At 59.7% G+C, this 19,245-nt stretch carries 16 protein-coding genes and 5 pseudogenes; 10 read left to right on the top strand and 11 right to left on the bottom strand.

Features of this window, described 5'->3' with window-relative positions; translation table 11 throughout:
- Positions 1 to 216: 216 nt before the first annotated feature.
- From WGT02_RS25690 to WGT02_RS25705, 4 genes and pseudogenes are all read left to right on the top strand, one after another.
- Positions 217 to 980 (top strand): annotated as a pseudogene (locus WGT02_RS25690) (IS5 family transposase).
- Between the two features lie 197 nt (positions 981 to 1,177).
- Positions 1,178 to 2,143, top strand: a complete 966-nt coding sequence (locus WGT02_RS25695) for a sugar-binding protein (RefSeq protein ID WP_024315111.1) — start codon at positions 1,178 to 1,180, stop codon at positions 2,141 to 2,143.
- Between the two features lie 76 nt (positions 2,144 to 2,219).
- Complete coding sequence (locus WGT02_RS25700) at positions 2,220 to 3,761, top strand: sugar ABC transporter ATP-binding protein (protein ID WP_024315112.1); 1,542 nt, start codon at positions 2,220 to 2,222, stop codon at positions 3,759 to 3,761.
- A 42-nt stretch (positions 3,762 to 3,803) separates the two neighbouring features.
- Positions 3,804 to 4,829 carry an ABC transporter permease gene (locus WGT02_RS25705; RefSeq protein ID WP_024315113.1) on the top strand — a complete coding sequence of 342 codons (1,026 nt, stop codon included), beginning with the start codon at positions 3,804 to 3,806 and terminating at the stop codon, positions 4,827 to 4,829.
- A 271-nt stretch (positions 4,830 to 5,100) separates the two neighbouring features.
- Here WGT02_RS25705 and WGT02_RS25710 read toward each other — a convergent pair.
- The 3 genes and pseudogenes from WGT02_RS25710 to WGT02_RS25720 form a co-directional block, all read right to left on the bottom strand.
- A pseudogene (locus WGT02_RS25710) lies at positions 5,101 to 5,364 on the bottom strand (SDR family NAD(P)-dependent oxidoreductase); the annotation flags it as partial.
- 207 nt (positions 5,365 to 5,571) lie between these two features.
- Positions 5,572 to 6,465 carry an NmrA family NAD(P)-binding protein gene (locus WGT02_RS25715; protein ID WP_208247336.1) on the bottom strand — a complete coding sequence of 298 codons (894 nt, stop codon included), beginning with the start codon at positions 6,463 to 6,465 and terminating at the stop codon, positions 5,572 to 5,574.
- 68 nt (positions 6,466 to 6,533) lie between these two features.
- Complete coding sequence (locus tag WGT02_RS25720) at positions 6,534 to 6,959, bottom strand: MarR family winged helix-turn-helix transcriptional regulator (RefSeq protein ID WP_024315116.1); 426 nt, start codon at positions 6,957 to 6,959, stop codon at positions 6,534 to 6,536.
- 199 nt (positions 6,960 to 7,158) lie between these two features.
- Between WGT02_RS25720 and WGT02_RS25725 the strand changes: the two genes are divergently transcribed.
- A complete protein-coding gene (locus WGT02_RS25725) occupies positions 7,159 to 7,563 on the top strand; it encodes a hypothetical protein (protein WP_024315117.1) in 405 nt (134 codons plus the stop codon).
- 211 nt (positions 7,564 to 7,774) lie between these two features.
- Here the strand turns inward: WGT02_RS25725 and WGT02_RS25730 are convergent, their stop codons facing one another.
- Both WGT02_RS25730 and WGT02_RS25735 read right to left on the bottom strand, forming a co-directional pair.
- Positions 7,775 to 8,746 carry an alpha/beta fold hydrolase gene (locus WGT02_RS25730; protein WP_208247338.1) on the bottom strand — a complete coding sequence of 324 codons (972 nt, stop codon included), beginning with the start codon at positions 8,744 to 8,746 and terminating at the stop codon, positions 7,775 to 7,777.
- Positions 8,747 to 8,839: 93 nt separating this feature from the next.
- Positions 8,840 to 9,526, bottom strand: a complete 687-nt coding sequence (locus tag WGT02_RS25735; RefSeq protein ID WP_208247340.1) for a glutathione S-transferase family protein — start codon at positions 9,524 to 9,526, stop codon at positions 8,840 to 8,842.
- Positions 9,527 to 9,629: 103 nt separating this feature from the next.
- Here WGT02_RS25735 and WGT02_RS25740 point away from each other — a divergent pair, with 103 nt between their 5' ends.
- Positions 9,630 to 10,205: a TetR/AcrR family transcriptional regulator gene (locus WGT02_RS25740; protein WP_208247343.1), complete on the top strand. Its 576-nt coding sequence runs from the start codon at positions 9,630 to 9,632 to the stop codon at positions 10,203 to 10,205.
- A 536-nt stretch (positions 10,206 to 10,741) separates the two neighbouring features.
- Here the strand turns inward: WGT02_RS25740 and WGT02_RS25745 are convergent.
- Positions 10,742 to 11,128, bottom strand: a complete 387-nt coding sequence (locus WGT02_RS25745) for a helix-turn-helix domain-containing protein (RefSeq protein WP_024315121.1) — start codon at positions 11,126 to 11,128, stop codon at positions 10,742 to 10,744.
- A gap of 126 nt (positions 11,129 to 11,254) precedes the next feature.
- Here WGT02_RS25745 and WGT02_RS25750 point away from each other — a divergent pair, with 126 nt between their 5' ends.
- On the top strand, positions 11,255 to 12,088 hold the full coding sequence (locus WGT02_RS25750; RefSeq protein WP_208247345.1) for an enoyl-CoA hydratase/isomerase family protein: 834 nt from the start codon (positions 11,255 to 11,257) through the stop codon (positions 12,086 to 12,088).
- A 114-nt stretch (positions 12,089 to 12,202) separates the two neighbouring features.
- On the opposite strand, the pseudogene WGT02_RS25755 reads toward WGT02_RS25750, so the two are convergent.
- A pseudogene (locus WGT02_RS25755) lies at positions 12,203 to 13,507 on the bottom strand (methionine--tRNA ligase); the annotation flags it as partial.
- An 83-nt stretch (positions 13,508 to 13,590) separates the two neighbouring features.
- Between WGT02_RS25755 and WGT02_RS25760 the strand changes: the two are divergent.
- Genes WGT02_RS25760 through WGT02_RS25770 form a run of 3 tightly spaced genes read left to right on the top strand, consistent with a single transcriptional unit; the run spans position 13,591 to position 15,988 of the window.
- Positions 13,591 to 14,010: a transposase gene (locus WGT02_RS25760; RefSeq protein WP_037069550.1), complete on the top strand. Its 420-nt coding sequence runs from the start codon at positions 13,591 to 13,593 to the stop codon at positions 14,008 to 14,010.
- Entirely contained in the window at positions 13,991 to 14,344 is a 354-nt protein-coding gene (tnpB, locus tag WGT02_RS25765) for an IS66 family insertion sequence element accessory protein TnpB (RefSeq protein WP_037069548.1), read from the top strand. Before WGT02_RS25760 ends, tnpB begins: the two co-directional genes overlap by 20 nt.
- 54 nt (positions 14,345 to 14,398) lie before the next feature.
- Positions 14,399 to 15,988 carry an IS66 family transposase gene (locus WGT02_RS25770; protein ID WP_037069545.1) on the top strand — a complete coding sequence of 530 codons (1,590 nt, stop codon included), beginning with the start codon at positions 14,399 to 14,401 and terminating at the stop codon, positions 15,986 to 15,988.
- A 76-nt stretch (positions 15,989 to 16,064) separates the two neighbouring features.
- Here the strand turns inward: WGT02_RS25770 and WGT02_RS25775 are convergent.
- From WGT02_RS25775 to WGT02_RS25790, 4 genes and pseudogenes are all read right to left on the bottom strand, one after another.
- Positions 16,065 to 16,334, bottom strand: a pseudogene (locus tag WGT02_RS25775) (class I tRNA ligase family protein); the annotation flags it as partial.
- A 285-nt stretch (positions 16,335 to 16,619) separates the two neighbouring features.
- Positions 16,620 to 17,613: pseudogene (locus tag WGT02_RS25780) on the bottom strand (alpha/beta hydrolase).
- A 33-nt stretch (positions 17,614 to 17,646) separates the two neighbouring features.
- Complete coding sequence (locus WGT02_RS25785) at positions 17,647 to 17,997, bottom strand: ethanolamine utilization protein (RefSeq protein ID WP_024315124.1); 351 nt, start codon at positions 17,995 to 17,997, stop codon at positions 17,647 to 17,649.
- A gap of 132 nt (positions 17,998 to 18,129) precedes the next feature.
- Positions 18,130 to 18,966 carry an alpha/beta fold hydrolase gene (locus WGT02_RS25790; protein WP_208247347.1) on the bottom strand — a complete coding sequence of 279 codons (837 nt, stop codon included), beginning with the start codon at positions 18,964 to 18,966 and terminating at the stop codon, positions 18,130 to 18,132.
- Positions 18,967 to 19,245: the final 279 nt, after the last annotated feature.

Here is a 19,245-nt window from a genome sequence, read left to right on the forward strand (position 1 = left end):
CCAGGAAGTCCGGCGCATCGCCATAAGACTCGCTCAGCGTCGCATAAGCCCCGCCTACGTCATCGCATGGTCGTGCTGGAGGCGCGCCCATCAGGCGGCCGCTCGACGAGCTCACCTCAAAACTAAAATACAACTGTAATGCTAGGGCGTAAACCCATTAATGTTCTTGGCGTTTTGCGTGCCTCGTGATTCAAGGCTTCCGAATGAGGAGCCATGATGACACGCCGCCGCTACGAACTCACGGACCAGGAATGGTCGATTATTTCGCCACTTCTTCCCAACAAGCCGCGCGGCGTTCCCCGTGTCGACGACCGACGGGTGTTGAATAGCATCCTTTGGCGCTTCCGAACAGGCTCTCCTTGGGCGGAAGTTCCTGAGCGGTATGGGCCGCCAACCACCTGCTACAACCGCTTCGTCCGCTGGCGGAAGGCTGGTGTCTGGGATCGGCTTCTTGAAGCGGTTTCAGAAGCTTACGATGGCGACATCGTCATGATCGACTCGACCTGTGTTCGCGTTCACCAGCACGCGGCCACGGGAAAAAAGGGGATCAAGACGATGGTGGCATGGGACGTTCCCGCGGCGGGCTCACGAGCAAAATCCACGCGCTCGTCGATGCTGAAGGTCGGCCCGTCACGCTCCGTCTGACCGGCGGGCAGATTGCTGATTGCACTGAAGCCGATGCGCTGACTGACAGCCTCGGCGAAGGCGACATCCTGCTTGCCGACAAGGGCTATGACAGTAACGCCATCCGGGCTAAGGCGGCCGCGCGCAAAGCCTGGGCCAACATCCCGCCCAAAGCAAATCGGACGGGCTCCTTCTCATTCTCGCGCTGGGTTTATCGGCAGCGAAACCTCGTGGAGCGGTTTTTCAACAAGATCAAACAGTTCAGAGGTATCGCCACACGCTACGACAAGCGCCCGGAAAACTATCTCGCCGCTGTCAAACTTGTCGCGGCGCGCATCTGGTGTCAGAGTTTATGAGTCGACGCCCTAGCATCAACATGTATCGGCCCACATTCATATTACTATTTACTAATTAAGATTCTGGTATACCGTCGGGGAGCGATCGGCACCTATGCCACACGTCACTTCGCGACGGGCCCTTGGAGGGGGCGCGCATCCGGCCGGCCGTAAGTCGCGAACGGGCCCTCGCAACTGCGGCCCTCGGGAGGTGTATTATGAAACAGCTGAAACGCAAAAATGCAGCCTTGCTCTTCGCCGGATTGATGCTGAGTGTGGCACCGATAGCTACATCCCATGCTGCCGACAAGCCGACGCTCGCATTCGTCGTCAACGGGGCGTCCGACTTCTGGAAAGCCGCCGAGGCGGGGGTGAAAAAGGCGCAGGGCGAAATGCCGGACTACACCATGGAGCTGAAGTATCCTGAGCAGGCGGCTGTCGCCATTCAGCAGCGTCTCATGGAAGATCTCGTCAGCGCCGGCGTCAAGGGGATCATGGTTTCCGCCGTCGATCCCAAGACCCAGACGGACGGCCTCAACAAGATCGGCTCGCAGACGGCTCTCTTCACCACCGACAGCGACGCGCCGAAGACCAACCGCGTCGCCTATATCGGTTCTTCGAACGTCGACGCCGGCAAGCAGGCCGCCGAAATCGCCAAGAAGGCGATGCCGGATGGCGGCAAGTGCATGGGCTTCGTCGGTCTGCTGGGCGCCGATAACGCCCGCGAACGCATCGAAGGCATGAAGGAGGGGCTCAAGGGCACCAAGATCGAGCTTGTCGATGTTCGCGGTGACGACATCGACCAGACCCGTGCCAAGAAGAACGTCGAGGACGCGCTGGTAGCCAGCCCCGACCTGACCTGCATGGTCGGCTTCTACTCCTACAACACCCCGCGCATCTATGAGGCGCTGCGCGACGCAGGCAAACTCGGCCAGATCACCGTCGTCGGTTTTGATGATGACCCGATCACGCTCGGCGGCGTCAAGGAAGGCACGATCGCCGCAACCGTCGTACAGCAGCCGTTCGAATGGGCCTATCAGGGCATGAAACTGATGGCCGCCTACCTCAAGGGGGACAAGTCCGGCGTTCCCGCCAACGGCTTGATCATTATCCCCACGGTGATCATCGGCAAGGATGACGTTGACAAGTATGCCGCCAACCTGAAGGCCATGACTGGAAAATAACCCGCCTTCGCGGCGGCGGCACTCGCCGCTGCCGTGAAAGGATCACGCCAACAGTATTAGCAGTCATGGACAGGCGATGAATCATAGCTCCGACATTCCGTCATCGGACGCGCCCTCAACGCCGTTCCTTTCGCTTTCCGGAGTTGGCAAGACCTATCCCGGCGTCGTTGCACTCGAGGGCCTCTCAATGGACATCGTGCCAGGCGAGGTCATCGGCCTTGTCGGCGAGAACGGGGCTGGAAAATCGACGCTGATGAAGATTCTCGGCGGCGTGATCGCACCCGACCGAGGCAAGATCCTGCTCGACGGGGCAGAGCTTCGTTTCCTCACTGTGGAATCGAGCATCTCGTCCGGCATCGCCTTCGTGCATCAGGAACTCAACCTCTTTGAGAATCTCGACGTTGCCGCCAATATCTTCCTAGGGCGCGAACCGCTGAAGGCGGGACCTTTTAAGCTCGTCGATCGCGATCGACTAAGGGACATGGTGAAGCCACTCTTGAAGCGCGTGGGCGCGCATTTTTCCGCCGACACACCCATGGCGTCGCTTTCGCTTGCTGAGCAGCAGATGGTGGAAATCGCCAAGGCGCTGTCTATCAACGCGAGGCTCGTAATCTTCGACGAACCCACATCCAGCCTTCCGCTGGCGGAAACCGAGCGGCTGCTCAGCATCATCAAATTGCTGAAAGCGGATGGCATCAGTGTTATTTTCATCTCGCATCGTCTCCACGAGGTTGAGCGCGTGGCCGACCGGGTCGTGGTACTCCGCGACGGCGCGCTTGTGGGTACGCTCGCCAAGAAGGACATCGGCCACGACCAAATGGTCAAGCTGATGATCGGCCGGGTGCTTGCGGCCCGTACTGCAAAGCCACAGCGCTTGCCCGGCTCGGTTGCGCTGAAGGCAAGCGGCGTGCGCACCGCGGCCTATCCTGGCCGCCCCGTCGATCTTGAAATCAGGTATGGAGAAATCATGGGGCTTGCGGGCCTCGTCGGGTCGGGCCGCACCGAACTCGCAAGGGTACTCTTCGGCATCGACCGGAGTTACGGCGGAGCCGTTCTGCAGGACCGACAGGAAATTGTGCTGCGTTCCGCGCGGGACGCCGTTGCTCGCGGCATTTTCCTGGTGCCGGAGGATCGCAAGCGCAACGGCATTCTTCTTGATTTCCCGATCGCCCAGAACATAACCCTTGCAGATCTCCCCATGCTCGCCAGCCGCTTCATGCTTTCCGCCGAGCGGGAGACGGCGGCGGCCGAAAAGCAGCGCGTTCGCCTCGGCATCAAGACGCCCTCCGTTTCGACTCGAACCGGCACTCTGTCTGGCGGCAACCAGCAGAAAGTGGTGCTTGCCAAATGGTTGTCGATGAGCCCGAAGGTGATGATCTTCGACGAGCCGACACGCGGCATCGATATCGGCGCGAAGAACGAGATCTACGGCCTGATGCGGGCGCTTGCCGATGCCGGTGTCGCGATCCTGATGATCTCCAGCGACATGGAAGAAGTGATCGGCGTTTCTGACCGCATTGCCGTCATGCATGAGGGCCAGATCGCCGGCATTCTCGATGAGGACGAATTCAGTCAGGAAAGCGTCCTTTTGCTTGCTGTCGGCAAAGGCGTAAAATAGCCGCTGCGGCGATATAATTAGGTATCGGGGAATGGATCTCGAATGATCAAAAAAGATCTTGGACTGCTGCTTTTGATCGTCGTCGTCGGCATCGTCGTCGCCATCATCAATCCGCGCTTCCTGCTGCCAATCAACCTGGCGAATACCGCCAACCTGATCGGCCTGTTCGGCATCCTGTCGATCGGCCAGGCCTACGTCATCATTACAGGCGGTATCGAACTTTCCGTGGGCTCGCTCGTAGCGCTTCTTGGCGTACTGTTTGTCGATTTCGTCGCGGTCCAGGATATGTCATGGCTGCTGGCGCTACCACTCATTCTAGTGCTCGGCGCGGCCATAGGTGCCATTCACGGCTGGCTGATCACCCGGCTGAACCTGCAACCCTTCGTCGTCACTCTCTGCGGCCTCCTTATCTATCGCGGGGCGGCGCGCTTCTATACGGCCGACGGAACGGCGGGTTTTGCGTTCGGCCAAAATTTCCCAGACCTTGAATTTCTGACCGCCGGACGGTTCTACGGCGTTCCCAACACCTTCATTGCGCTCGTCGTCATTTCCGTGGTCATGTGGGTGGTGCTGCATCGCTCTGTCTTTGGGCGTTATCTTTACGCGATCGGCAAGAACGAGGAGGCCGCCCGCTATTCCGGTATCCGCACCGGCCGGATGGTGATGTCGGCCTATGTCATCTGCGGACTGCTTACGGCGCTTTCGGCGATCTATTTCGCCATGTACACACGCTCGATCTCGCCGGCCAGCCATGGCCAGTTCTATGAACTCTATGCGATTGCCGCTGCCGTACTCGGCGGCTTTTCGCTCCGCGGTGGCGAGGGATCGATCGTTGGCGTCGTGCTCGGAACGGTCCTGCTCCAGGAGTTGCAGAACCTCGTGAATCTGCTCGGCATCCCCTCATCGCTGAATTTCGCCGTGATGGGTGGCGTGATCCTTATTGGCGTCCTGATCGACCAACAATGGAACGCGATCCGTGCACAGCGCCGCCTCGTCTCTGCCGCCCGGCAGACCGAAGCGCGCGTTCCGGACGAAGGCACATTGCCGGTGGTTGCCAATCAGGACTAGGCCGGTGGATGAGACCAGCGTATAAGGCTGCCGCTCTGCTTGCCGATCTCATGCCAATTCCAACTCGTTCTGATCTTCTTGCACCGAGTATTGACCCGGAGTGACTGGCGTCACCCATTTTATTGAACCCAAACCAGGTTTTTGCGTCGACATGTGTATTCGACGGGCGGTGGGCTTCCCGTTCCGTCGTGCGCCCCCCCGCAACTACTCTCCTCTACGATCTGGTGCTCCCCCGTTTTCTCCAGCCGCGATCATTAGTCGCTCAGTCAGGAAAGATGCCGAGGTTACTGACGACGATGTCGGGCTCGGGTTCGGCTCGGATCATGGCGTCACATCCCTCGGCGCCAGCGAGGTCGAGCGCATGACTACGGACACGGCTGCTGAGGTGCGTCACCGCCGCATCGACCTTTTGCTGGGTGCGGCCGTTGATAATCATTTCTGCACCGGCCTGGTGGAGCCCGCGGGCAATGGCAAATCCGATTCCTTCGGTCGATCCTGTAACGAGGGCGACTTTACCGGAAAGGTCGATGTTCAACTTGCTTTTCCTGGAAGGTTGCTTGGACAGCGCTTTCATCGCGCCGCCACTGGCTTGTTGGATGGAGCCGGTGCCTTCGGCTCGGTGATGCAGATGCACCGTTGGACGGGCGATCAGATGGTAGTCGGACGAGAAGCGCTTCGGCTTCCTCGCCTCAGGCGAAGATTCACGCCGGGAAGGCTCAACGGCGATTGAACCAGAGCGGCTTCACGCCGCCGCTTCGAGACTATTGAAGGCGGCCCGGTGCGACGTGACGAAGTCCTGAACGGTCATCGGCGGCACGCCCGTTACTTCGGCGATGATCTTGTCGGCGCCTGAGAAGATTCCATTCTGATAGTCGACGGCAATCGCGCAAAAATGCTGGATCAGAAACTCGGGCAAGCCGAACTTTTCGAGTCGCTCGCGATAGGCGGGGATGGTCAGCGGCTGATAGCCGATCTTGCGGCCGAGCACCTCGCTGATGGCCGCAGCGATGCCCGGCTGGTCGAGTTCGGTCGGCCCATGGAGCCTGTAGGTCTTGCCGATATGGGCGGCCGGCTCGGCCAGCAGCGCGGCGATCAGGCGGGCCTGGTCCTCGGCCGCGATCGGGGCATGGCGACCAGCGCCATAGGGCAGGTCGATGATACTCTGCTCGACGATCGTCTTGCGTGCAAACGAGTAGAGCAGCCATTGCGAGAAGAAGGTCGGTCGCAGGTGGATGGTGGGAACACCCGACCAGTCGAAGATCTGCTCGGCGATCCAGTGATCGCGCGCTGCATGGCTCTTGGAGTCTTCGCGCGCCGAGATCTGCGACATGTTGATAACGGCCTTCAGCCCGGCACGCTTGGCCGCATCGGCGAAATATGCCGTCGTCTGGATGATGCCTGGACGGACGGGATAGCAGAAATAGGCGGCGGTGGTGCCAGCTGCGGCGCGGATCGCGTCATCATGCTCGAAAAGGTTGCCAACCACGACCTCGGCCCCTTCGCCGCGAAGCGCGTCGGCGCGCTCGTCCTCCTTATGAACCATCGCGCGGACGGCATGGCCTTTTTCGAGCAGGCGTTGGACTGTGTAGCGGCCGGTCTCACCGGTCGCGCCGGTAACGAGGAACTTGTCGGTCATTTTCATCTCCTTGTTTATGGCTGCATCATAAGATGTGTAATTACACACTTTTGGGTAAAAAAAGGGAGCTATCCCCCGAGGTTCAGCTCCAGGATTTCATCGCGCATGCGCACGGCGCGGTCTTGTCCGACCTCCCGCTCAAATGCGGCCTGGGCGTTTTCCCAAAGGGGAACGGCCTCCGCCACCTTTGCGACGCCGGAGGGGGAAAGCGTGACATCGAAGGAGCGGCCGCTATCGGCTCTACCGGCCACAACCCATCCGGCCGCCTGCAGCGGCTTCAGCGCGCGGACAAGCGTCGTGCGCTCCATACTCAGCATCTGGGCCAGACTGGTAATCTTCAGAGACACGTAGTCTTCCAGCAGCGACAGAATCGAGAACTGCGAAACCGACAGACCGGCAGGTGCCAGATGATTGTCATAAAGACGGCTCAGATGCCGCGCGTTCTGGCGGGCAGCGAGGGCGTAACAGAGATGGGGACCAGTGGGTGTCGGCATGGGGTATATCTAAATGTGCAATTGCACAGTGTCAAGTCCGAACCTCGGCGATCGACCGACACGTGCCAGACTCGGCACAATCCGGTTCCAAGGTTCATTGCTTGGAGTGCAATTACACACTATGTTCCGCAATGTCGGAGTTGAGTTTGGATCGCGCTCACGCGGCCACCCCAGGAATCACGCCATCCGGAGAAACGACATGTCGAGCAGCAACGGAGAAAAGCACCCATTCCTGGATGATCTTGCCGATGACGCCGAACTAAGAGGGACGGTTATGCGCCGTCCGGTTTCGGGTCGGGACAACGTCAAGCGCCTGGTCGAAGTCGTCGGCACGCTCTATGCCTCGCAGACGCCCACTTTCTATGGTGCGATCGGTCAGCGCCATTTCGTGCAATATCAGGCAACACTTCGCACCGGCCTCGATCTGGAAGCGGTGGGCGTCATCGAGCGCGACGAGGCCGGGCTGGTGCGGCGCGTGACGATGACGTTTGCGCCTTTGGACGCCGCGGTGTCACTGTCGGCAGGACTGGGGGGCATCGTCGGGCAGGAGTTTGGTGACGATCTCTTTTACGACGCGTCGGTCAACGAGATCGCGACATCCTGATTTGCCAGGATCGGATTCGTTCACAGTAAGACTCCCGTCGCCCCGGGGAATGCCCCCGCGACGGCGACCGGATGTCTCGTGTCAGGTCTTATTCTACCCGATCGGCTCTGAACCGATCGTCGCGCCGTCTCGTTGGAGAACGGTGCGAGGGCGCTCAAAGTCGCCGGGAGCCAGGCTACGTCCGGCCCCCGGCCTTTTGGACGATGGAGCGTCAACCGCGAAGGAACGCCAGCAGGTCGGCGTTCAAGCGGTCCTTGTCCACATGCAGCAATCCATGCGAGCCGCCTTCGTAAACGATGAGCTTGGCGTGAGGAACGAGCCCGGCGGTCAACTTCGCGGAGATCTCTAGCGGTACGATCTGATCGTCACTGCCGTGGACCACCAGCGCCGGCACGGTGATCTTCTTCAGGTCATCGCGGAAATCCGTTTCCGAGAAGGCGCCAAGCGCATGGTAGGCGGCAAGAAAGCCGGTGGCCTGCCCCTGCCGCCAGTAGCTCTCCCGCAGGCCTTCCGAGACGTGTGCCCCCGGACGATTGAAGCTGTAGTACGGCATTGTGACGTCGAGATTCCATTGCGACCGGTTTGCCTGCACGGCTGCGCGGAACGTATCGAACTGCTCCTTCGGCGCACCGTTCGGGTTGGTCGCGGTCTTGAGCAGGAAGGGCGTTACCGAGGAGACGAAGGCGACCTTGGCGACGCGCCTCTGGCCGTGACGCGCGACATAGCGTGCGACCTCGCCACCGCCCATCGAGTGGCCGACGAAGGTCGCCTCGCGCAGATCGAGCGCCTCGACCAACTGGTTAAGGTCGTCGGCGAAGGTGTCGTAGTCGTAGCCGCTGGATGGCTGGCTCGAGCGCCCAAAGCCCCGACGATCGTGGGCGATAACGCGATAGCCGTTCTCTAGCAGGAAGAACATCTGGTCCTCCCACGCGTCGGATGAAAGCGGATAGCCATGGCTGAACACCACGGCCGGCCCGGTGCCCCAGTCCTTGTAGTAAAGGCTGGTACCGTCTTTCGTGACGAGATGATCGCCCGTCGGCTTGCCGGCACGGGCTGACGCGGGTGATTTTGCTGCCACCGGGGTTGCGGCGGCACCGGCCGCCGCCAGTCCGATGCCGGCGATGGCGGCCCCTTTCAACAGGTTGCGCCGGAAAGCGTTGTCGGGTGTCGTAATCGTAGACATGAGTAAACTCCATGAAGAATATGCCGCCTGGACAGCGTAAGTGGCGAATGTTGATTGACGCGTCCGGCGGTGTTCGAACCGCTTTCGCGTGGATTAGAAGCCGAGCCTGCGCAGATCCTCAGTGACGAACATCTGGCCGCTCCGGTTTTTGACGCTCGGCAGATCAGAGACCTTTGCGCGCCAGGAATGAAGCGCGGAATGGTCTTCAGGGATGGCAATGCCGGCTGCATCCGCGAACATCAGCCCGGCAAACACAGTGATGTCGGCCATCGAGAATGCATCGCCGGCGACGAATGAACTGTCCTGCAACACCGCGTCGAAATACTTCATGCCGGCGAGCGCCTTATCACGCTGGCGGTTGCCCCATTCCTGGCGGCCAGCCCATTCAGGGCTCTTGAACACCTGCAACTCGGCGCCCAGACCCGGCGTTGCGTGGTGGAAGTAATTGCCGACTGCATCGAGCAGCTCGGTCTCGGCCCGCTTCTGCATCATGTGGATGACGGCCTTTTGCTTCGGCGTCTTGCCGGTGAGCCGCGGATCGCCGTCAAGATTGTCGAGATATTCAGTGATGGCGGTGGCCTCACTGATGTAGGTGCCATCGTCGAGCTGGAGAGCCGGCAGCACGCCGGAGGGGTTCTTTTCGAGGAAGGCGGGTTGCTTATGTTCGGCGGCGATGAGGTCGACCGAGACAAACTCGACCTGCGGTTCAAGGCCCTTCTCGGCAAGCACGATGCGGATGCGGGCCGGATTGGGAAAGCCGGGGCGATCGAAGATTTTCATGGGAGACTCCGTGTCTGTCTATCGATAGATAGATTGCCGGCGCTATTTAGCTCTTCCCTTTTCCGGCGTCAACAACTATCTATCGAGTGATAGGTGCGGAGCGATGATGGCAAAAACCAAGACGGATATGCGCGAGGCGGTCATGGCGGCTGCAAGAGCGACGGTGCAGTCGCATGGCTACAATGCGCTCAGCTTTCGCGAACTCGCGAAAGAGGTCGGGATCAAAAGTGCCAGCGTGCACTACCACTTCCCGACTAAGGGTGACCTGGGCGCTGCATTGGCGCGTCGCTATACCGAGGAAGGCGCGGCTTTTCTGGCGGAGCTACTAGCGACGTCTGTGGACGCGGCTTGGTGCATGGACAGATACGCTGAGATCTTTCGCTCTGCCCTGGCCAACGACAACCGCATGTGCCTGTGCGGCATCATGAGCGCGGAACTTGACGACCTTCCTGCGGAGGTCCGGACCGAGGTCGATAAATTCGCCGAGATGAACGTTGACTGGCTTGCCAGGGTGCTCTCATGGGCAAAGCCTTCGCAAAGCGAGCAGGACCTGCGCGAACACGCGATGGCCATCTTTGCTGCGATCGAAGGGGCTCAACTCGTCGCGCGTGGTTGCCGGGACATCGCCATCTATGACCGGACGATCCGAGCCTATCGGAGGGCGGGTCTTATACCATGATCGGCTGATAGTGTCTGATGGGATTGGGCCGGCCGGGTTGGTTGAGCGAGGCCGATCGTCGCGGGAGTTTGGTCAGATCGTGCTACCCACCGATGAATGACACCGACCTCAAAGAGAACGAGGCTTCATCTTCCGACTAAAGCGTTCTACCCGAGATATGGGCCACCGACGTCCCGAACTCGCCCTTCCGCTCGCGACGGTCCGCGAGGCATCATTCCCACAGCAAGATTGTCCTTTGAGGTCTGCTACGCGGCGAGCGTGGGAATTGTCTGTTCAACTAATCGCAAGAAAGGGTGTTGCGAGCCCCCGCAACCACTCGACAGCACGCCACGCTACTCAAAGCTACGATCCTGTACGCAAGAACACTGCGATTAGTCGCTAAATCCCCGGCACAAAATGCAATTTCCAAATTCCGCGGGGGCAATGCGGTGGTCTGAAGGTTGCCAGGCGTCTAAATAAGCCGAGAATCTCGCACGAGGGCAGGTCATCCAACTCGCGCGCTGGCGTGCAATATTGGTATCTCCGCAAATCGCCGTTCAGGTCGCGGCGCGATCTTCGCGCGCGTCATAGCTGCGCTGGCAGTCCTGAATCACGTCGATGTTCTCGACAGTCCAGTCGAACAGGATCGAGAACGGCCCTTGCAGCGATCGGCCGAGTGGCGTCAGCGCATACTCGACGCCGAGCACGCGTCCATCCAGAACCCTACGTGTTACCATGCCGTTGCGCTCCAGCTTGCGCAGCGTCTGTGTCAGCACGCGTTGGGTGACGCCATCGAGGCGACGCTTGATGGCGTTGAAACGCCGGGGTTCGCTGAGTACCGCCAGCACCATCATCGACCACTTGTCGGCGATCTGGTCGAGGATCACCCGGCTCGGACAGTCGGCACGATAGATCGGGTCGTTTTCACTTGTCGACTCATTCATCGGTATCCTCCGGCATCCCTGGGATGCTTCAGGTGCGTAATTGACGTCAGGTATCCAATGAATACCATTAAGGTCAATGGCGCGAAACACCAGCGCCAGAGTTTCCCGAGAATAGAGATTTTACGTATGACAGACACTGATTTCAGCCGGCTTCGGATTTCCCGGGCAGACGGCGTTACGACGATCACGATCGACAATCCGCCGGTAAACGTTCTCGACGTCCCCTTGATGAGCGAGATCCGCCGATTTCTCCTTTCCGTTCGTAATGAACCGGACACCCGCGTGCTGGTTTTTCAGAGCGCCGATCCGGAGTTCTTCATTGCCCATGTCGATATGACATTGATCGATGATCCGCATGCCTTCGACGAGATTGCCCGCGAGGCTTCGGAAGACCTCAATCCGTTCCAGGCGTTCGGCGAACTTCTTCGGGAACAGCCGCAGGTGACAATCGTCAAACTCGCCGGGCTGGCACGCGGCGGCGGAGCGGAGTTTGTCGCAGCCGCCGACATGGTGTTTGCCGCCGAAGGGCGGGCAGGGCTTGCTCAATGCGAGGCCCTGATGGGGATTACGCCCGGCGGTGGCGCCACCCAATACCTGTCCAGTCGGATGACGCGCGGCCGGACTCTTGAAGTGATCCTCGGCGCTGACCTCATGGACGCGACGACGGCGGAGCGTTACGGATGGATCAACCGGGCGCTTCCGGCCTCCGAACTCGATGGCTTCGTCAACCGATTGGCGCGCAATATCGCCGCCTTGCCCGAAGGCGTCATCGCCGCGGCCAGGAAGGCGCTGCCTCCCGTAGACCTGCGGGAAGGCTTTCGCCGCGAGCATGACGCTTGGGCAGGGCTCTTCGAACGTCCTGCAGCCGAGAAGCTCATTCGGGGCGGGCTCAAGGCTGGCGCACAGACCAAGGACGGTGAGCGAAATCTGGAAAGCTTGCTCCGTGCGTTGGAGGCTTGAGGTTCTTGACTGACGCAAGACCGCAAAACCGCTATGGCGAAATATTTCGCCACAGCGGTTTCGGATGGCCCTTGCAAGGCGCATGTGCGCCTCGGAAGTGCTAAGGCTGCTGCATCACGACCTGGCTTGCACCACTGTTTGGCGCGGGAAGAGAATCTCTCCTGAAATCGTCCTCGCTCCGCTGACGACAAGAGGGGTACTATAATGTGCGGGGAGCGAGATTCCGAGCTTTGCATGTATCCTGGAAGCGGCCTCCGGCAAAAACGGGAGCAAACAACGAGCGACGATCGCAAGCCCATAGACCTGCTCTGCCAGAGCTGCCCCGAGGCGATCCGAGACTATTTGTCGCTCCGTTTCCTCGAGCCCGCTGATCAAAGCCTTGGCATCAGACCAAGGTGCTTTTCGCGTAAACTCCCTGTTCGCGGACCCTAGATAGGAAAAGATTTCTGCCAGACCGAGATGAAGTTCGTAGTTGTCGAAGGCATTTTGGACTTTCCCGGCAAGATCGGCTGCTTCGCGGACAAGCGCGGTGTCGGGAACCGCTGGCGTCACGCCGGAGAAGGACGACGCCAGTAATCCGAGAACCCGATTGACGAGATTCCCAAGCTGCCCGCCGAGTTCTCCCGACCATGCCGCCTCCAACCTTTGTGCGGAGAAATCCCCATCATCAGCCGAACGGATATGGCGTAGCAGGTAATAGCGTAGTGCGTCCGGAGTTCGATAGTTTTCTACGAGGCTATCGGGACTAATGCCGTTGCCGGCCGATTTCCCGATCTTTCGCCCGTCGACCGTCAGGTAGCCGTGAACGAAGATCGATGACGGCAGTGGTACACCAGCGGACAGAAGTATTGCCGGCCAGTAAATTGCGTGGAACTTGGAAATTCCCTTTCCGACGAAGTGGGTACGCTCGCCTTGCCGTGCCCAATATTGGCGGAACAGCGCCTCGTCGGAGCCGTAACCAAGCCCTGTCAGGTAGTTCGCCAGGGCATCAAACCAGACATAGATAACTTCGTTGCTGCCGGGCACGGGAACACCCCAGCCGCGTGCTCTTTCCGCACTGCGCGACACACTGATGTCCTCGAGTCCCCGCCGGAGCAAGGCGAGTATCTCGTTTCGCCGGCTCACCGGAACGACGTTCAATTCGTCGGTCTCGATCAGATGAAGGATACGGCCGCCGTAACGAGACAGGCGAAAGAACCAGTTTTCCTCCTTCACGATTTCGAGCGGGAGACCGTGCTCCGGGCATCGGCCGTCATCGAGATCCGCTAGGTCGTAGAACTGCTCGCAGCCCACGCAATAGAAGCCCTCATAGGCCTTTCTATAGACATCGCCATTCTCGGCGCATGCGTTCCACAGGGAATGGACGCAGGCGGTATGTCTTGAATCCATGGATGTGCGAACGAACGTATCGTTTGAGAGTAAGCGCTAATTTCTGTGCGCCTTCTGTAGCGGAGTGCTGTGAGGCATGAAGCGTCCACCAAAAAATAGGTGGACACCAAATCATGGATGAAGATGCTCCTAAACTGCAGGTACGGCTTGTTGGTCGCGACGGCCGCCGTCGATATGACCCTGCGTCGAGAGATCAGCTTGTCGCGGCGTGCTTAGAACCCGGCGTTTCGGTCTCGCGGCTGGCGCTGGAGCACGGCGTCAATGCGAATCTCGTCCGGAAGTGGATGAAGAAGTCCAGAGCGGAGCGTCAATTGCCTTTGGCCTCGGCGTTCGTTCCGGTTCAGATTGCTCCGGATATGCACTCGGGTTCTGCTGGCGATCTGAAGAAGACCAAGCCATTGAGCCAGTGCCTTCCCGCATCCAAGGTGAGCGCACTCCTGCCGAACGGGGTCAGCCTGACCGTCGAGTGCGCCGGTGTGGAAGTGCTGGAAGCAATCATAGGAGCGCTGGGTCATGTTCAGACTGGGCGGTGATCTCAAGGTTTACCTGCATCGCGAACCGATCGACTTCCGCGCGGGCATCAACAGCCTGGCGGTCCTGGTCCAGGAGACGATGGCGCTGGATCCGTTTGCGCCTGCGGTTTTTGCCTTCTGCAATCGCCGGCGTGACCGAATGAAGCTGCTGTTTTTTGATCGTTCCGGTTTTGTGATGGTCCTGAAGCGGTTGACCGAGGACAGGTTCAGATGGCCCCGTTGCGAGGTGCCGGTGGTCATGCTGACGACAGAACAGCTTCACTGGATCCTCGATGGCATCGATATCGACGCAATGGTGCGCCATCCGGTGCGGCAATATCAGATTGCCGGCTGACGGATGTCGAATTGAGCAGTTGACGCGGCTGGGCGGTTCAGATTCAAGAATCTGATGACTCGCACCGGCGAACCGAGCATTGCAGAACTGATGGCGCAATTGGCAGCCAATGCTGCCGAAATCGCTGCGCTCAAAGCCGAGAAGGAAGCGCTCTCGCAGCGGGTCGTCAAGCTGGAAGAAGAGCTTGCACTGGCAAAACTCCATCGCTTTGCCCCCCGCAGTGAAAAGCACATTGATCGTCTCTTCAACGAGGCCGAAGAGGCTGCGGTCGAGGATGGCAGCGAAGCAGGCGATGTTGTCGAGCTTCCGGACACCGGCCTGCCAGCGGTAGAAGGTCAAACGGGAAAGAAGCGTGGACGCAGACCTCTGCCAGAAGACCTGCCACGCGAGCGCGTCGAATATGACCTCCCCGACGATCAGAAGTCTTGTCCCTGCTGCCAGGGTCAGATGCATCGCATGGGCGAGGCTGTTACCGAGCAGCTCCATATCGAGGTCAAGGCAAAGGTCCTACAGAATGTGCGGTTCAAGTACGCTTGCCGCCATTGCGACCGCACCGGGATCAACACACCCGTCGTGATCGCACCGATGCCGACGCAGCCCCTGCCGGGCAGCATCGCTACCGCCTCGACGTTAGCCTTCGCGCTCGTCCACAAATACGTCGACGGCACACCGCTTTACCGCGTGGCTCAGACATTCGAGCGTGCTGGTGTTCCGATCAGCCGCGGCGCTCTCGCTCACTGGGTCATCGGCTCAAGCGAGAAGCATCTGCACCGCATCTATGATGCGCTGAAACTGCGGTTGCGATCGCAGCCTCTCATTCATGGCGATGAGACGACGGTTCAAGTCCTCAAGGAAAAGGACAAGGAGGCCACCAGCACATCGTACATGTGGGCCTATCGCAGCGGCGAGGACAGTGACCAGCCAATCGTACTGCTCGATTATCAGCCCGGGCGCGGCCAGATCCACCCGCAGACCTTCCTTGGTGACTACCGCGGCATATTGGTGAGCGATGGCTACACAGCCTGGCGCACATTGCATGGCGCAACCCATGTCGGATGCATGGCTCACTCCAGGCGGCGCTTCGTCGAAGCCCTCAAGGCAAGAAAGAATGGCGGCGGCCCGCCGGAGCAAGCGCTCAGGTTCTTCGAGCAGCTCTACCGGATCGAGAGGCAGGCGCGAGAGATAAAGCCCGACGCCGGTGAAACGCAGGCCGCCTGCATTCGCCGCTTCCGGCAACAGCACAGTTTGCCTGTCCTGAACGCCCTCAAGACGTGGCTCGATAACATCGCGCCGAAGGTCGTGCCGGATACCAAGCTCGGCGATGCTGTGTCCTACACCCTGAACCAATGGGATTATCTGACGCGCTACACCAGCGACGGCAGGATGCCGATCGATAACAACATCCTGGAACGCGACATCAGGGTTTTTGCGACCGGAAGAAAATCGTGGCTGTTCAGCGACACTGCTGACGGAGCCAAGGCCAGTGCTGTGATTTACAGTCTGATGCTGACATGCCGCGCCTGTGGCGTCGACCCTCTGATCTGGCTGCGCCACGTACTCACCGAGTTGCCACAGCGCGAAGAGAATGCCGACATCGGCGACCTGCTCCCGTTCAACTTCTCCAAGACCTCCACGACCGAATAGAGCCGGATACCGCGACCGATGCTATCCGCCGTTCGGTGTGGAACAGGCGTCAATACGCATCGAAAATCGCGCTTACGTTTGAGATGTGAAGGCGCTTGCCAAGCTCTTCGAAGCGGTCTGCATTTTCGCCGACGAAGTCGGCAACCGGGCGTCTCGCGGCTTCCGCAGCGCGAACGTTTTTCAGGCTGTTATCATCCGTACCGCACTGGAACCTAACGTCTTTGCCGAGAAGTCGGGAATGGCGAGCATAGGCATCGGCCTGCACGAGTTCGAGCGCAAAACCCACATGCGGTGCGGCGTTGACGTACGGAATCGAGGTGGTGATGTAAGTCGTCGTGTCATTCATTGGCATATCCTTGTGAAGGTTGAATGTCCCTCAAGGCGGATCGACCAATGAAAAACCGCCTCAAGGGCGGTCTAAGGTGCATCAGAAGCGCACAAAATCCGCCACGCTAGGAGCGCAGCATCATCATTGTGGAGTTGGCGAAACTTCTGTTCATGTTGTCACTGCTATCATCTGGCAACTACGGGAGCAAGGCCGCACTTGAGAGGCGATCCCGCAATCATGTTGCTGGTTGGTCCGTTCCGCAACAGGCCACCGATTCCAGCCCCCGACGCAAGGTGTCGATCGTCAGCGAACGGATGCCGGCAGACACTCCATGACAAAACGGATGACTTCCGCCGCGAGCTCCATATCCTCCGGAGCCCCAGAGAATCCTCCATGCGGCATCGCCTCGAACACATCTCGACCGGAGATCCTACGCGCCGCAGCTTGCGATGAAGTCGCACCGCATTGGTGAGGAACAGGTCGCGCGTCCCGCTTTGCAGGAATATTGGAGGAAACCCGGCCGACATTTCTCCAAAAAGCGGGGATAGGTATGGATGCGACAGGTCTGCCCCATCCGCATAAAGCAGATTGTTCGACATCAGGGAGTTGGGCAGCACGGCATCGACGGTCCGGTTGGTTTGAAAGCTGTCGCCCGATTCCGTCAGGTCCAACTCCGGGGACAGCAATACGGCACCTGCCGGAAACGGCAGGTTTTCGTTGCGTGCCCGCAGGATAGTGGACATGGCAAGATTGCCGCCGGCCGAACGCCCGCCAAGCACGACGCGGTCGGCCCCATACCGATCGACCACGTGTAGGTAGACCGCCATGCAGTCGTCAAGCGCTGCCGGATAGGGATGATTCGGAGGCATCCGATAGTCGATACCATAGCAGATCATGCCAAGCAGGTCTGCCTGCAGCCGGGCGCTCCATTGACAGGCGTTGCCACCGCCGAAAACCAGCGCGCCGCCATGCAGATCGATAAAGACGCAATCTCTGAACCGAAGACTGTCCGGCGTCGCGACGTGAACGGTTGCCGTGCCAGGCGTAGGGTTTCTATTGCGACCTTCGTCTCATCCGTGGTGCCCCTGAGAGCGTCGGCGTAATGTGCGTCGGCTGCGATCTGCAGCCGGCGCCACGCCTCCTGATCCTCCGGTGCCGGTATCGGGTAAAGCGCATTGAGCGGTGTGCCGTCATCTCGTACAGCAGCGCGCAGCATAGCCTGTGCTTCGGGACTGATGCTCGGCGATTTATGATCCTCCGTGCGCGGCGTGGCGGCAGCCTTCGATGGAGAGAAAATCGAAATAGATTTCCAAACGCAACACGTTGCCGATCAAGCTTCCGGCTGCTGCCAATGAGGATAGGTCACATAAGCGGTCACGGCCCCTGCCTCGTGGGAGCGGATAGTCACCCTGTCGCCTTTCTGCATGGCGATGATTTCTCCGCGACCAGCCGTCACCGATTTGTGAGCGTCGAAGACGGTGATCTTTCCTTCAAGGATCACCATTGTGTCGTGCACGGTCATAGTCTCCTCCAGTATCTGGTCTGGCCCATAGCGCCCGAATCCGATGGTGACCGGCCCGCCGTGGCGCTGATCGAGGAGGTTGCCGGTGAAGATGTCACCGTCCTGCCCTGGCGAGCGCTGGAATGCTGCGTCGGCAATGGTGAACTTGTGAATGGTCATGGACCGACTCCTTTGAGATTGGCTTGGGGAACTGAATGCGGCATGCTCCTCCGGACCCCAACTGCGGGACGGGGAAAGGCGATGGCTCGACTGAACTGTGGGACAGAGCCGGGCGCTCCGTCCCACAGGCTCTCAGTTGGTAATGAACTTCAAGAGATCCGCATTCAGCACATCGGCATTGACGGTCAGCATGCCGTGAGAATAACCGGGATAGGTCTTCAGCGAGCCGTTCCGCAGAAGCTTGACCGCCTTCAAAGCCGAGGCGGCGATCGGAACGACCTGGTCGTCCTCGCCGTGCAGCACCAGCGTCGGCACAGTGATTGCCTTCAAGTCCTCTGTCTGGTCGGTTTCCGAAAAGGCCTTGATGCCATCATAGTGCGCCTTGGCGCTGCCCATCATGCCCTGCCGCCACCAGTTCTGGATTACGCCTTCATAGACCGTCGCGCCCTCGCGGTTGAAGCCGTAGAACGGGCCTGACGGAACGTCGCGGAAGAACTGTGCACGGTTGCTGGCCAGTACCGACCGAAAACCGTCGAAGACCTCCATCGGTCTGCCTTCGGGGTTGTCGTCGGTCTTCAGCATCAGCGGTGGAATTGCGGCGACGAGAACGGCTTTGGCCACCCGGCCCGCAGGCTCGCCATGTCGCGCGACGTACCGCGCCACTTCGCCGCCACCGGTCGAATGGCCGATGTGAACTGCGTTCTTCAGGTCCAAGGCTTTGGCTACGGCAAAGGCGTCGGCTGCGTAATGGTCGATGTCGTGCCCTTCGGCAACCTGTTCCGATCGTCCATGCCCGCGCCGATCATGTGCGACGACGCGATAACCCTTCGACAGGAAGAAAAGCATCTGCGCATCCCAGTCGTCGGAACTGAGCGGCCAGCCATGGTGAAATACAATGGGCTGGGCGTCCTTGGGACCCCAATCCTTGTAGAAAATCTGAACATTATCGTCGGTCGTGACAAAGCCCATGGTGAGTTCTCCTTCTGGGGTGTTGATTGTGACAGGTTCCGCGGCACGCGCGGTGCCCGGCAGTAATGTTAAGCACGCTGCAAGTGCCGCGGCCGAGATCAGAGCATCGCGACGCTGAGCGGCAGGCCTGGGGTTGAGATTGGAGGCATGGAGACGTTCCGTGGTTTAATCAATATGTGGCTGTTGCTCACGAAGGAGCTCTGTCCAGCATTCCATGACGGTCTCGGCGATGGCGCAGCAAGTGGATGTGCGGCTAAAAGGTTGAGTGTGTCCTTGGCT

This window comes from Rhizobium sp. T1470, from assembly GCF_042140505.1.
GTDB lineage: Bacteria > Pseudomonadota > Alphaproteobacteria > Rhizobiales > Rhizobiaceae > Rhizobium > Rhizobium favelukesii.